A 13,535-nucleotide genomic window follows, 5' to 3' on the forward strand; every position below is an offset into this window, starting at 1 on the left:
TTTCACATAGAGGGCAGAAGCTGCTTGCGCTGTGCGGCGAGCAGCCTCGAAGCTCGGCCGCCCTGGCTCGTAGGGAGTAAGCACATGTCCATGACGGAACGGAATCATCAGGAGCTGGCCCGGCTGCTGGACCAGGCGCGGCTGGAGGCCCGGGAGGTTCCGCCGCTGACGCGGACGCACACGGACCTGCCGCTGAGAGACGCGTACGCCATCCAGGCCGAGGGCCTCCGGCTGCGCACGGCGCGAGGCGAGCGGGTGGTGGGCCTGAAGATGGGGCTGACGTCCGAGGCCAAGCGCAAGCAGATGAACCTGGACTCGCCGGTGTACGGAGTGCTCACGGACCGGATGCAGGTGCCGGCGGGCGGAGTGCTCCGGCTGCAGGGCTCCATCCACCCGAAGATCGAGCCGGAGATCGCCTTCCGCACCTCGCGCGAGCTGCGCGGGCGGATTACGCGGGAGCAGGCGCTGGAGGCGTGCCCGGTGGCGTTCGCGGCGATGGAGATCCTGGATTCACGGTACGTGGACTTCAAATACTTCTCGTTGCCGGACGTGGTGGCGGACAACTCGTCCTCGTCCATGTTCGTGCTGGGCCCCACGGAGCGGCCGACTCGCGAGCTGGACCTCAAGCAGCTCCCGATGTCGATGGAGGTGAACGGAGTGCAAGTGCAGTCGGCGCTCTCCAGCGCCATCTCGGGAGACCCGCTGATCTCGGTGGTGCAGCTGTGCGAGCTGCTGGATCAACGTGGAGAGTCACTCCCGGCGGGGAGCATCGTGCTCGCGGGCGCGGCCACGGCGGCCCACATGTTGAAGCCGGGGGATCAGGTCCGGCTCACGGTGGAGGGGCTGGGCAGCGTCTCCGTGTCCGTGGCAGCTTGAACCTCCGAACATAGCGTGCCATACCATACCGTGCACTCGCTTGACGGGGCCAAAACTCCCGTGGTGACGTGGAGGCTTGTGAGAGAGCGCCTCCCAATCACCCTGAGCATTCTGCTCATCGCCTGTGCGGTGCCAAGCCCGAATCCGAATGTCATACAGCCCAAACCCGGGGAAACGCTGACGAGTGTTCCGGGGCCCATGCCGAACTTTGGGCCGTTCGAGAGCGTTGGGGATGCCATCCTCGCTGCTTGCCCGGTTCTCATGCGTCAGCCACATGCGCTGATTCCTGTCCCAAAGACCGATCAGAACTTCAGCGTCTACTGGAGAACGGCGAGCGAATACTGCGCGTGGCTGTACTCCGTAGATGGTGAGCACGTAGACATGAGCCTGATGGCAGCCAGCCCCGTTCAAGACGACCCGTCAAAGCGGCGGTGTGACTTGCCGGCGCGAGTTGCTGACAGTCGCCATCCGGATGGCACCATTGCCTATCTCGTGATGCTCCATAATCACGCCTCCGGCGAGATTCTCTCGCCACTTGACCTCAACGCCATTGCTGAGATGGCAAGTATCCATGGAGCCACGACGCAGTTTATAGGGCAACAAATCTCGATCAGTATTGTTGCGTACTTTGGCCAAGAACGAGACGGGAAGCCGGAGTGTGCAGGCTTTTACCATTACGTACCGGCCCGCAGTGATGAGATAATGAGATACACGGTCGACAATGGACGCTTGACGAAGAAAGTCATAGCGCGTGTTGCTTGGTCAGACAAGGGAAAGCCGAGCATCCTGCTCATTGAGGAGCGGCCATGAAGGCAAACATCCTTTTGCTGCTGCCCATCGTCATAGCTCTGGGGTGTATTAGCCATCGCGATCGGTTTCAGCGTCAGGATTCGAGCATCCAGATGCTCAGCTATGACTCCATTACCGCGGGCGCACTCATCGATGGCCCTACGCTTCGGGCGCTCCAGGTTGCTGCCGACGATTTCTTCCCTTCTTGGAGCCTTCCACGCGCCTGCATCGATACGCCCGAGGCACACAGGTATTACGCCGTCAGGCGCGGTGAAATCATCTATGTGGCGATCCTCCAGGATCCCGGCTACTGCGGTCGCGCGTACTCCTCGCTCGACTCAGGAGTCAGGTACGCAATCAGCGTTGATGGCCGCATCCTCCGCCGTCTGCTCGATGGAGAGCCGGATCTGAATGCACCGGCAGAGGGCGGAGCCGAGCCAGTCATCCTCGATGGAGGGGCCGCGGCAATCGACGTGACTGTCCCTTTGGATGCGCGGGTCAGTTTCCCAGCATCCGCCGACGCAGGCACTTCACCGCCCGACGGGGGGACGCCGCAGCACGATAACGAGAGTTCGTCGTCTGAGATCATGCAATAGCGCTCAGCATGCTGAGGGAATGCCTCAGGACTGGAGCTGGGCGATTGGTGTGCTTGCCCACAAACGTCACTCTCGCGGTGATTTCACTCAAGAGGCCAAAGCCTCACGCCACCTCGAGCACCGTCCACTCGTGCACTTCGCCCGCGAGGGTCACCTCGATGCAGTCTCCGGCGCGCCGCCCCATGAGGGCCTTGCCCACTGGCGAGGCGGGGGTGATGACGGAGAGGAAGCCATCGCCTCCGGGGCCCGTCAGCTCCGTCCCCGCGCCCACCGGCAGCAGGAAGAAGGTGCGCTCGTCGTAGCCCGTGTCGTCCTCGGTCCGCACGTCCACGATGGCGCCCAGTGACACCGGGCTGGTGCGCCCGAAGCGCGGCAGTTCCCCCTCTCGGAAGGCCGTGAGCGCTCCCAGCTCCTCCTGGACGCGGCGAGCCCGGGCGGCCTGCCCCGTGGCCAGACTGCCGTACTCAATGGCGGCCCGGCCGTCCTCCTTCTTCTCCGATTCCGTCGCCAGGCTGCGAGCGGCCTCGCGCGCCTCGGCCTGGGCGCGCACGGCGATCCGGTCGCTGTGCTGAAGGCGTTCGGCGAGCTGAGTCATCAGCTCTCTCTTGTCGAGTCCCATGCCACAGAACTGTAGCGGTGGTACGGCGGGCCTCCAGTTTCTAGACCGCCGTCACGGGTTGAGTGTGAACGTGCGGTGCACTCGCGTGCCGTCCATCCATCCACCTCCGAAGGGCACGGGCATCGTGTCCGCGGGGCGCTCGGTCGCCGTGGAGGCCTCCGCGGGCCAGCCTGCGGTGTGACTGCTCACCACGCATTTCAAGGGCACATCGGTGGAGGCTTCGAGAGTGACCTCGAAGCCCTCGGGAGGTGGCGCCCAATAGCGCAAGACCGCGCTGCCCCGTCGCGCGATCAGCTCGGCCAGCCTCGTGCCTTCCACACGCTCACCGGCGAGCTGCACCGCCCGCAGGGCGGAGACGGGCTCCAACCGCAGATCCACATAAGACGCCCCCTCTCGCCCGGCGGCCACCTTCACCTGGAGCTTCCGGAGGGGCTCGGTGCGCTGGTCGGCGAGGACGGTGAGCTCGGGCTCCGGCAGCGCCACGGCGGGCGCGGGGGCGAAGAGCAAGGGCGTACGCCGCTCCGGGAAGAACTCCGGCAGGCGCTCGGACCGAGGAGAGGCTCCGAGGCGTGATGCCGTCCACGCGCTGGGCTCTGGATCACTGGAGACCCACTGCGCGGTCCGCGTGTCCGCATCCAGCAGGTACACGAGGTGGGACGGCCGAGGATGCCGCGGATCGAAGTGCTGCCCCCTCATGGCGTAGCCCGCGACCCCCACCGCCGCCATGACCGCCACCGCGGCGCCGACAGGCAGTGCTCGGCCGAACAGCGCCAGCAAGCACGGCGCGAGCAGCGTCAGCATCAAGCCTCCGAGCAGCGCCGGCACCCACGCCATACCCAGGGTCAGCGCTACCACGGCCGTGAAGAGCACGGGCACCATGAGCAACACCGCGGGCAACGCGCTGGCCCCCAAGGCCACGAGCTGGCCGGGCGAGGGGCTCTGCCTCGTGCGAACCAACAAGGCGAGCGCCCCCGTGGCGGCGAGCAGCGGCCAGACGAACAGCGCCCCGGCCCCGGGAGCTGCCAAGGAGATCCCCACCGTGGGCAGGGCCCACAACATGCAGCCCGCGGCGCTCACCTCGACGAGCTTGGCCCCCCGCCGCGACGAGAGGACCGCCAGCACCGCCCCGAGCACCACCAGCCCGCACGCCCCGATGTAGTCCGCCGTCGCGTACGTCTCATACCGGAGGAAGGCGTAGTCCTTCTCCAGCCCGGTCACCGCGTGCCAGCCCAGCCAGACGGCGGCGCCCGCGGCCAGCACCGCCAGCACCAGCACCGCCAGCTCTCGGAGCACTCCGGTGACGCGCAGCCGCCGGGTGACGAAGCCCCACACCAGCACCCCACCCAAGAAGGCCATCGCCACGAACAGCAGCGGCAACGTCCACGAGCCCGGGTAGTCGACAAAAAAGGGACCCAGGTTGAAGAAGACGCGATCCGACTCGCGCGGGTGGCTCAGGTCGGCCTCGCTCAGGCGGCGCACCAGCCCCAGCAGCACCTCTCCCTGCTGCTGGAGCGTGCGCGGATCCACGGCCTCCACCGTCTCCAGCCGGCTGTGGTAGCGCACGAGGCCCTCGATGTTGGCGAAGTTGAGCCCCGGCCGTCCCGCCTTGCGGAACACGGTGAAGTCCGTGTCGTTGGGCATTCGCCGGTACACCTCGACGGCGGCCGAGCTGCCCTGTGCCCTCGGGACGGCGGTGAGCTGGCGCACCAGGCCGCCGCTCTGATCGCCCGTCTCGAACATCAACACGGGGCCCGTGTTGCCTCGCGCATCCACGTTGAGCACCACCACCGCATCCCTCGCCCACGCGTGCGTGTCCTCGAACGCCTGCGCTCCCAACAGCGACAGCTCCTCCGCGTCCGAGAAGAGCACCATCACGTCATTGCCCAGAGGGGGCGAGGCTCGCAGGGCTCGCGACACCTCCAGCAGCGAGGCCACCGCGGCTCCGTCGTCGCTCGCGCCCGGGCCCGTGGGCACAGAGTCGTAGTGCGCGACCAACAGCACCGCGCCCGACGAGTGCGCCCCCCGCAGCCGGCCCACGACGTTCTCGGCCGTCACGGCGGGAAAGGGAAAAGCGCGCTCCGGGGCGAAGATGGGACGGACCTGGAGCTCCGCCTCGAAGCCCAGTTCCCGGAGCTGCGTCAGCAGGTAGTCGCGCACCCGCGCATGGTGAGCGGAGCCCACGAACCGAGGCTCGGAGGCCACCACCTCCAGGTGCTTCTTCGCGCGTTCGGCCGAGAAGGACTCCGCGGGCGCGGTCGCCGGCAAGGGCTCGGGGGGCCGTGTCAGGGCCAGGGAGAGCCACAAGGCGAGCACCAGCCCGCCTCCGACCACTCCCCTGGCCCATCCCAACTGCAATGAGGCAACGGGTCGCACCTTCTCCTCTGCCTGTGGCGTCATGAGCTGAAGTCCCCCTTCGCCCCGTGAATTGCTCCCGCCGCGTCGTAGAAGAAGTAGCGGCGCGGAGCCAGCACGTTATCCACGCGCCGCACCGGCCCCTTCGAGCTGCTCCTCCGGGGGCTCTTCTCAAAGCTCCGGGCCTGGGCTAACTCTTGCCCGGCTCCGGACTCCCGAGCCCTTCTCCTCACCCCTGATCCCCATGCGCTCCTCTCGACTCATCCTGGTCGCGCTCCTGGCGGCCTGCGCCACGCCGCCTCCTCCCCCTCCCGCGCCCGCGGCGCCCGCTCCCGTCGCGGCGGCGCCTGCTCCCGCGCCCGCTCCCGCGCAGCTCGCACCGCCCGTGGCCAGGCGCGTGCCGCACCCCGTCACGCTCCACGGAGACACCCGGCAGGATGACTACTTCTGGCTCCGCGAGAAGGAGAGCTCCGAGGTCCGCACCTACCTGGAGGCCGAGGACGCGTACACCGCTCAGGTGATGAAGCCCACCGAGGCCCTGCAGAAGAAGCTCTACGAGGAGATGCTCGGGCGCATCCAGCAGACGGACCTGCAGGTGCCCTACCGCAAGGGCGACTACTTCTATTACTCCCGCACCGAGGAGGGGAAGCAGTACCCCATCTACTGCCGCAAGAAGGGCAGCCTGGACGCGGCGGAGGAGGTGTTGCTCGACGCCAATGCGCTCGCGCAGGGCCTGCCCTTCTTCCAGGTCGCCACCTACGCGGTGAGCGATGACGGCAACCTGCTCGCGTACGCCGTCGACACCACGGGCTATCGCCAGTACACCCTGCACGTGAAGGATCTGCGCACCGGCCAGCTCGGCCCGGAGCAGATCGAGAAGACGGAGGGCTACGACGCGGCCTGGGCCGCCGACAACCGGACCTTCTTCTACGTCACCGAGGACTCCGCCAAGCGGCCCTACCGGCTGTGGCGCCACACCGTCGGCACCGACGGGAAGAACGACACGCTCGTCTACGAGGAGAAGGACGAGCGCTTCATCGTGAACGTCGCGCGCACGCTCTCCAAGGCGTACCTCGTCATCAGCTCCAACAGCTCCACCACGAGCGAGGTTCGAGTGCTGCCCGCCAGCCAGCCCACGGCGGCGCTCCAGGTGGTGGAGCCCCGGCAGCAGGACCACGAGTACAGCGTGGATCACCACGGCGACCTCTTCTACATCCTCACCAACTCGGGGGGCCGCAACTTCCGGCTCGTCACCGCGCCGGTGAAGGCGCCGGGCCGAAAGAACTGGAAGGAGCTCATCGCCCACCGCCCGCAGGTGAAGCTCGAGGACACGCTGCTCTTCAAGAACCACCTCGTCGTCTTCGAGCGCGACACCGGGCAGCAGCAGCTCCTCATCACGGATCTGCGGACGCACCAGAGCCACCGCGTCACCTTCCCCGAGCAGAGCTACACCGTGCTCCCCTCCTCGAACGTGGAGTTCGACACGCCGGTGCTGCGCTTCCGGTACACCTCGCTCGTCACGCCCTGGTCCGTCTTCGACTACGACATGGCCAGCCGCGAGCGGAAGCTGCTCAAGCAGCAGCCGGTGCTGGGCGGCTATGACGCCTCCCGCTACGAGACCGAGCGGCTGCTGGTGCCCGCCAAGGACGGCGCGCAGGTGCCCGTGAGCCTGGTGCACCTCAAGGGGCTGAAGAAGGACGGGAGCGCGCCGCTGCTGCTCCAGGGCTACGGGGCCTATGGCATCCCCAACGAGGTGTACTTCGACTCGGCGCAGCTGTCCCTGCTGGAGCGCGGCGTGACGGTGGCGATTGCTCACGTGCGCGGCGGCGGAGACCTGGGCAAGCCCTGGCACGACGACGGCCGGATGCTCCACAAGATGAACACCTTCACCGACTTCATCGCGGTGGCCGAGGCGCTCATCGCCCAGGGCTACACCTCGAAGGAGCGCCTGGCCATCACCGGCGGCAGCGCGGGCGGCCTGCTGATGGGCGCGGTGACCAACCTGCGCCCGGAGCTCTTCAAGGTGGTGGTGGCGCACGTGCCCTTCGTGGACGTGCTCAACACCATGAGCGACGCCAGCCTGCCGCTCACCGTGGGCGAGTTCGAGGAGTGGGGCAACCCGCAGGTGAAGGCCGAGTACGAGTACATCCGCCAGTACAGCCCCTACGACAACATCGCCGCCAAGGCCTACCCGACGATGCTGGTGAAGACGAGCCTCAACGACAGCCAGGTGGGCTACTGGGAGCCGGCCAAGTGGGTGGCGAAGCTGCGCTCGCTCAAGACGGACAAGAACCCGCTGCTCCTGCAGATCAACATGAACGCCGGCCACGGTGGCTCGTCCGGGCGCTACGACGCGCTCAAGGAGCACGCGTTCGACTACGCCTTCCTCCTCACGCGGCTCGGCGTGGAGAAGTAGCGCGCCGCGGAAGCTCGCCTGCCCACGCGGAAGGGCGAGCATGTGGGCACTCGCGTCCGCCCGCCCCTCCGCATGCGGAACAGGCGGGCCTGGGAGCGCGGGGAAATCCTTGGAGCCCCTCTCGGTTGCGGGGGGCCATGAAACGCACCTTCCTATTCCTTGCTCTCCTGGTGCTCGGGGCCTGTGGGCCCGAGCTCGCTGACGCCTCTGGCGCGGACTCTCTCTCCACGGGCGAGTCCGCCCTGGTGGGCTCCGTCTCGGGCTCCATCCCCAAGGGCATGCCCGCGCGCCTGCTGGTGGGGTTGTTCGAGGACACCGGACAGACGTGGATGAAGGACAGCGCCGTGCCGTGGAACGTGCGCTACCGCTACTTCGTCAAGGGCTGGCTCAACAACTGGGGCTGGAGCCCGGCCGACGGCACGTGGGGCCTGCAGTACATGAAGGAGTGTGACGCCCAGGGCTTCCTGCCGGCCATCCAGTACTACCAGATGAACGGCGAGGCGGGCGGCGGCGAGGATCAGTTCCTCGCCAAGGCGCAGAACACCGCCACCATGAAGAGCTACTTCTCCGACTTCAAGGTGCTCATGCAGCGGGCGCGCGAGTTCGGCAAGCCGGTCATGGTGCTCGTGGAGGCGGACGGCTTCGCGCTGTTGCAGAAGGAGAGCCAGAGCAACCCCAACGCGTACGCGGCGGTGGCGGCCACGGGGCTGCCCGAGCTGAGCGGCCTGCCCAACACCGTGGCTGGTTGGGGGCTCGCCTTCCTCCAGCTGCGCAAGGCGGTGGGCGCCAGCAACGTCATCCTCGGCCTCCACATCTCCGCGTGGGCTGGCGATGGGGATCTCGCCTACTTCTCCGTGACGGCTCCGCTGCAGAGCGATGTGACGAAGGTCTACACCTTCCTCAAGCCGCTCGGTCTGGCCTCCAACGCCACCGGCGCCACGTGGGATGTGCTGGTGGGAGATCCGCTCGACCGCGACGCGGAGTTCTACAAGCGCGCCATGGGACAGGACCGGTGGTGGGACGCGAGCGACTCGGCTTCGATCGGCTCCAAGAGCTTCAATCGGTATGCGGAGTGGCTGCGCCTGTGGAACGTGATGTCCGGCAAGCGGTGGGTGCTGTGGCAGATCCCGCTGGGGAACTCGAACCACCTGGACGTGGACAACACGGCCAATGCTCCGCGCGCCGGCTACCGGGACAACCGCACCGAGTACTTCTTCGGACCCAACGGCGCCGCGCACCGGGAGAAGTTCGCCAGCGCCGGTGTGATTGCCCTGCTCTTCGGGAAGGGCGAGGGCCGGCAGAGCTCGTACACGAATGACTACTACACGGACGGCCAGCTCTTCATGAAGAGCCGCGCGGGCGCCTTCCTGAAGGCGGGCGGTCTGGCCATCCCCGCGACGGGGAGCACTCCGACGCCGACTCCGACGCCGACGCCCACTCCGACGCCGACGCCGTCCTCGGATCCGACTCCGTTCAACTTCGAGAGCGGCCTCCAGGGGTGGACGAGCTGGGGTTCAATCGTCCAACGCGTCTCCGTCTCCACCGCTCGGGCTTGGGGCGGCAAGCAGTCCCTCGCGGTGACGGTGGCGGGCGCTCCCAATTCGCTGGCCAAGATCATGATCCCCGGCCCCTCGGTGCCCGCGGGCAAGGCGGTCTCCTTGCACGTCTGGGTCCCCTCCGGCAGCCGCATCACCGGGTTCCAGCCCTTCGTGCAGCAGGCCGATGCGGGCGCATGGCAGTGGACCGGCGCCTGGTATTCGACCACGTCCCTGCAGGCGGGCGCCTGGAACACCATCACCGTCCAGATCCCCGCGAACGCGGTGTCTCCATTCCATGAGCTCGGAATGGAGTTCCGCACGGACGCCGCCTGGAATGGCACGTTCTACGTCGACTCCGTGAGCTGGTAGCCCACGCTCACGGCCCACGGGCCCCTGCGAGCCCAGCTCTGGTTCTCAGAGCGGGCAGCCTCCCCCCTCGCAGGGGTCCACTGGCGGCGGTTTGGGCGGATTGCCGATGGCCAGCCTCATGCCCACCAGCGCGCCCACCACCCCGGCCGCGATGCCGCCGCAGAGCAGCAGCGTCCGGCCGTAGTCGAGCTCACGGATGCTCGCGGACTGGACCTCGCTCAAGGGGACCTCGATGGTCCTGCGGAACGCATCCTGGGGAACCCCGCGGAAGCGCTCCGTGTCCACGCTCACGTCGAGGAACTTCTCGGCGATGACCGAGCCGTCGCGCCGGACGAGCACCAACGGTGTGTCCTCGGTGAACGGGTGCTCTTGGCCTTCGGTGTCGTGCAGCTTCACGCTGTCCGGAGCCGCGAGGTGCCCGTCGCTCGGGTGCTTCGCGACCAGATCCGGAACGAACCAGCCATTGAGCCGGGAGATCTCCGTCTTCGGCAGGTTGTACGTGGTGCTGCAGCCCGTCGCCGTGAGCAGCAGTGCCAACGATGCACGAATACGCATGAGGCCCCCTTCATGTGTCCTCAGGTTATCTCGGAACGGGCCCGCGCGTTGAAGCGGGTTTCTTCCCTGGTGCCCGGAGTGTCAGATGCGGCGGTGATGCGCACCTCTCCCCTCTTCCGGCTCGTCCCCCTCCTGCTCCTCACCGGTTGCGCCGCGTCCAGCTCCCGGGAGGCTCCTGCCCAGGGAGCGCCCTCGGCCGCCACGTGGCAGAGCCCGCTGCTTCGAGACCATCCCCTCGCCGGTCACATCTGGGACGTGTCACAGGGCCGCTGGGTGGAGGAGCCCGCGCTGCGAGAGGAGCTCGCGAAGGCGCGCTTCGTCCTGCTCGGCGAGCAGCATGACAACCCTGATCACCACCGCCTCCAGGCCTCGCTGGTGCGAGCCCTCGCCGGGACCGGGCGCCATCCCGCGCTCGCCTTCGAGATGCTCGACGTGGATCAGCAGGCCCCGGTCGACGCGGCGCTCTCCCGCGAGCCCGGCAACCCCGACGCCATCGCCCAGGCCGTGGACTGGGCCCACAGCGGCTGGCCGGACTGGGCGCTCTACCGGCCCATCTTCGCCGCGGGGCTCGAGCGCGGGCTGCCCATCATCGCCGCCAACCTGCCCAAGGCTCAGGGCAAGGCGCTCGCATTCAAGGGCACGTCCGCCCTGCCCGCCGAGCTCGTCACCCGGCTCGGGCTCGACACTCCGTTGCCCGAGGACGTCTCCCACGCCATGCGCGCGGAGCTGTTCCAGGCCCACTGCGGCTACATGCCCGAGGAGCAGATGGATCCCATGGTGCAGGTCCAGCGCGCGAGAGATGCGCAGATGGCGGAGCGCCTGATCGCCTCCGACAAGGGAGATGGCGCCCTCCTCATCACCGGGGCCGGGCACGCGCGCACGGATCGCGGAGTCCCGGCGCACCTCGCCCGCAAGGCCCCTGGAGCCCCGGTGCGCAGCGTGGCCTTCCTGGAGGTCTCGGCCGACAAGCGCCAGCCCCAGGACTACGCGGAAGCCTCCAGCTCCGGGCGATTGCCGTACGACTACGTCTGGTTCACCCCGGTCGCCGAGCGGGAGGATCTCTGCGCCAAGCTGAAGGAGCGGATGCAGCACGGCAGCCCGCCCCCGCCCAAGACTTAGCTCGGCCCGGTGGCTCGCGGCGGATGGCACCAGTTCGGCCCGGTGGCTAGCGGCGGACAGGTGCGTGCAGATGCGGGCGCGCGAGCGACCAAGCAGGCAGGACCGCCGCAGCAGAGCAGCGCTACGTGGTGAGGAGCAGGGACGTGGCGAGCGTCCAGGCGTCAGCTCGCGCGGAGGCTGCCCCCGCAGGGCGTCCGGAGGTGAGGCACAGGCGCCACCCGGCGGCTCCTCCTCTTCGCCGTTGCAGCCCTCTACCCTGATCACCTCCTCGCACGAAGGGGTGACACATGCTGCTATGGCGAATGCTCTGGAAGGCCGAAGCGCTGTTCCTTGCGCTGCTCGTGGGGTGCGCCAGCATCCCTCGGGTCGCCCTCGTGGAGAGCATCGGCCAGGGCAAGGCCATCGTTCACGTTCCCCGCTCGGCGGACCTGCAAACGGTGGAACTGGAGGAGGAGGAGTTCCAGCAGGCCGTCAGGCGCCTTGCGCGCGAGGTACGGCTGACAGGCACGCCGCGCCAGACGGCGGAGCAGGCGTTTCAGATGGACCCGCAGAGCGGCAATTACCTTTACCTGGAGCGGGATAAGAAGCTGGTGCCAGCAGGGCCCGGCGAGCCCTGGGGTGGCACGTTGACGAAAGAAGACAAGGAGCTGGCGGAACGCTATCGGCTCTGGTGCCAGAGCGCTTACAACTTCTACGGCGACTGTCTCGGGGGCGCGCTGGTGGCAGGGCGCTACCTGGACATGCAAGGCCGTTACGTCTGGGCGCTGGCCATGAGCAAGAGCCCCGTCCTGGACGAGATGAAGAAGGCGCTGGGAGAGATGGTGGAATTCCGCGCGCTCATCAGTGCGGCCCTGTGGACGTTGGGTTCCATGCTGCTGATCCTGCTCCTCAATCCCGTGGCTCCGGCGCTGGTGGCGGCGCTGGGCGTCGGGATGCTCCTGTATGTGGGCTATGACACGCTCCGCAACCTCGTGACGGGCTGGGGAGAATTGACGGAGGCGGCGAAGGCCGCCACCACCTTCGAGGAGCTCCGCGAGGCAGGCGAGCGCTTCGGGAAGATCATCGGGCGAGAGGCAGCGCGCGCGTTCGCCATGCTGCTGGTGGCGGCCATTGGCTCGACGGCGCAACTGTTCGCGGCGAAGGTGCCGACGCTGCCCGGCTCGGCCCAGGTGGCCATGCAGGCCGAGGAGCAAGCTGGAATCTCTCTGCCCGCGCTGGGGGCGGTGGAGGAGATCGCGGTCACTGCCGAGGGCGTCAGCATCACCCTTCCCGCAAACGCGGTAGCCATGGCGGCGCGGCCCAGTCGCGGCACGGGCCCCTGCATCGAGACGCACCACATCGCCACCATCTGCAACGACAAGTCCACCGCGCGCGGTGGTCCGTGGACTCCGCGATTCCGCCGCATCTTTGCCAAGGCGGGCATGTCGATGGAGGACCCGGCGAACAAGATGCCTCTTCCGGGGCACTACGGACCGCACCCCGAGCGGTATCACCAGATCATCTTGGACGAACTTGCCGATGCAACGGCGACCTGTCGCAGCGTCGTGGAGTGTCAGGCGAAGCTGAAAGCGGCCCTCAAGGAACTAGCGAAGCAAATCGCCACCCCAGGAACTGAGCTGGACCAACTCGTCACCCGGCCGTAATCGCGCTATCTGGAGCCCATGCCCCAGCGTTTCTTCAGACTCTCCGACGATGTGAAAGTTCCGAACCGCTGGGACCTGGACACGCCGACGGACAGTCAGGGCCGACAGGTGGATGACGGGCAGTTCAGGCTTGGAACGCCGGTCCACGTCACGGACCGTTTGAGAATTCCTGTCGAGATCGCGGGGAAGCCGCTGGACTTCACAGAGGCGGGCATCATGATCCCGGTGGTTCATGTCCGGGTCGCATCCATGTTCGCGGAGCTGGCGCCGGACGACGTGCAACTCATACCCGTCGACGTGGAGGGCCACCCGGATCAGTACCTTGTCCTCGTAGCCACGCGCCTTATCCGCTGTATCGACGAGCAGGCGTCTCGGATCCAGCTCTGGACCCACGAAAACGGAATTCCGGACATGGTTGGGAAATACTTCTCCGTGCGTGACATGCGTATCGACAAGGCCAAGGTGGGAAGCGCCAAGGTGTTCCGGTGCGAGGGGTGGACGGGCCCACTGATCGTCTCAGGGGAGATCAAGGCCGCCTTGGATGGCATGCGCGCCACGGGCACGAGGTTTGAGGAGGTCTAAAGGCCCCGCCCCGGACGAGGGGCAGGCAGGCATGACCCCGCTGGGTCATGCAAACGCCGGGGGCGCGGCGCTATACATGGC

At 67.6% G+C, this 13,535-nt stretch carries 11 protein-coding genes; 8 read left to right on the forward strand and 3 right to left on the reverse strand.

Annotation, left to right across the window (positions count from 1 at the left end; all coding sequences use genetic code 11):
• The first annotated feature begins 90 nt into the window (after positions 1-90).
• From ACJ8AT_RS04995 to ACJ8AT_RS05005, 3 genes are all read left to right on the forward strand, one after another.
• Positions 91-876, forward strand: a complete 786-nt coding sequence (locus ACJ8AT_RS04995) for a 2-keto-4-pentenoate hydratase (RefSeq protein WP_407736406.1) — start codon at positions 91-93, stop codon at positions 874-876.
• Between the two features lie 198 nt (positions 877-1,074).
• Positions 1,075-1,686 (forward strand): hypothetical protein, encoded by a 612-nt coding sequence (locus ACJ8AT_RS05000; RefSeq protein ID WP_407736407.1) that lies wholly within the window; start codon positions 1,075-1,077, stop codon positions 1,684-1,686.
• The gene (locus ACJ8AT_RS05005; RefSeq protein ID WP_407736408.1) at positions 1,683-2,261 is read left to right on the forward strand and encodes a hypothetical protein; all 579 of its coding nucleotides are present in this window, start codon (positions 1,683-1,685) and stop codon (positions 2,259-2,261) included. The genes ACJ8AT_RS05000 and ACJ8AT_RS05005 overlap by 4 nt, the downstream gene beginning before the upstream one ends.
• Positions 2,262-2,364: 103 nt before the next feature.
• Here ACJ8AT_RS05005 and ACJ8AT_RS05010 read toward each other — a convergent pair whose 3' ends face one another.
• Both ACJ8AT_RS05010 and ACJ8AT_RS05015 read right to left on the reverse strand, forming a co-directional pair.
• Positions 2,365-2,880 carry a GreA/GreB family elongation factor gene (locus tag ACJ8AT_RS05010; protein WP_407736409.1) on the reverse strand — a complete coding sequence of 172 codons (516 nt, stop codon included), beginning with the start codon at positions 2,878-2,880 and terminating at the stop codon, positions 2,365-2,367.
• 51 nt (positions 2,881-2,931) lie between these two features.
• On the reverse strand, positions 2,932-5,193 hold the full coding sequence (locus tag ACJ8AT_RS05015; RefSeq protein WP_407736410.1) for a M28 family peptidase: 2,262 nt from the start codon (positions 5,191-5,193) through the stop codon (positions 2,932-2,934).
• Positions 5,194-5,476: 283 nt separating this feature from the next.
• Here ACJ8AT_RS05015 and ACJ8AT_RS05020 point away from each other — a divergent pair, with 283 nt between their 5' ends.
• Positions 5,477-7,648: a S9 family peptidase gene (locus ACJ8AT_RS05020; protein ID WP_407736411.1), complete on the forward strand. Its 2,172-nt coding sequence runs from the start codon at positions 5,477-5,479 to the stop codon at positions 7,646-7,648.
• Between the two features lie 137 nt (positions 7,649-7,785).
• A complete protein-coding gene (locus tag ACJ8AT_RS05025; RefSeq protein WP_407736412.1) occupies positions 7,786-9,555 on the forward strand; it encodes a hypothetical protein in 1,770 nt (589 codons plus the stop codon).
• Between the two features lie 45 nt (positions 9,556-9,600).
• On the opposite strand, the gene ACJ8AT_RS05030 is transcribed toward ACJ8AT_RS05025, so the two are convergent.
• Positions 9,601-10,110, reverse strand: a complete 510-nt coding sequence (locus tag ACJ8AT_RS05030) for a hypothetical protein (protein WP_407736413.1) — start codon at positions 10,108-10,110, stop codon at positions 9,601-9,603.
• 96 nt (positions 10,111-10,206) lie between these two features.
• Between ACJ8AT_RS05030 and ACJ8AT_RS05035 the strand changes: the two genes are divergently transcribed.
• The 3 genes from ACJ8AT_RS05035 (at position 10,207) to ACJ8AT_RS05045 (ending at position 13,454) form a co-directional block, all read left to right on the forward strand.
• Positions 10,207-11,229 (forward strand): ChaN family lipoprotein, encoded by a 1,023-nt coding sequence (locus tag ACJ8AT_RS05035; protein WP_407736414.1) that lies wholly within the window; start codon positions 10,207-10,209, stop codon positions 11,227-11,229.
• Between the two features lie 374 nt (positions 11,230-11,603).
• Entirely contained in the window at positions 11,604-12,872 is a 1,269-nt protein-coding gene (locus ACJ8AT_RS05040; protein WP_407736415.1) for an AHH domain-containing protein, read from the forward strand.
• Positions 12,873-12,890: 18 nt separating this feature from the next.
• A complete protein-coding gene (locus ACJ8AT_RS05045) occupies positions 12,891-13,454 on the forward strand; it encodes an imm11 family protein (protein WP_407736416.1) in 564 nt (187 codons plus the stop codon).
• Positions 13,455-13,535 lie beyond the last annotated feature (81 nt).

Origin of the sequence: Hyalangium sp., from assembly GCF_045802625.1 — a bacterium.
In the GTDB taxonomy this organism is placed as follows: Bacteria; Myxococcota; Myxococcia; order Myxococcales; family Myxococcaceae; genus Hyalangium.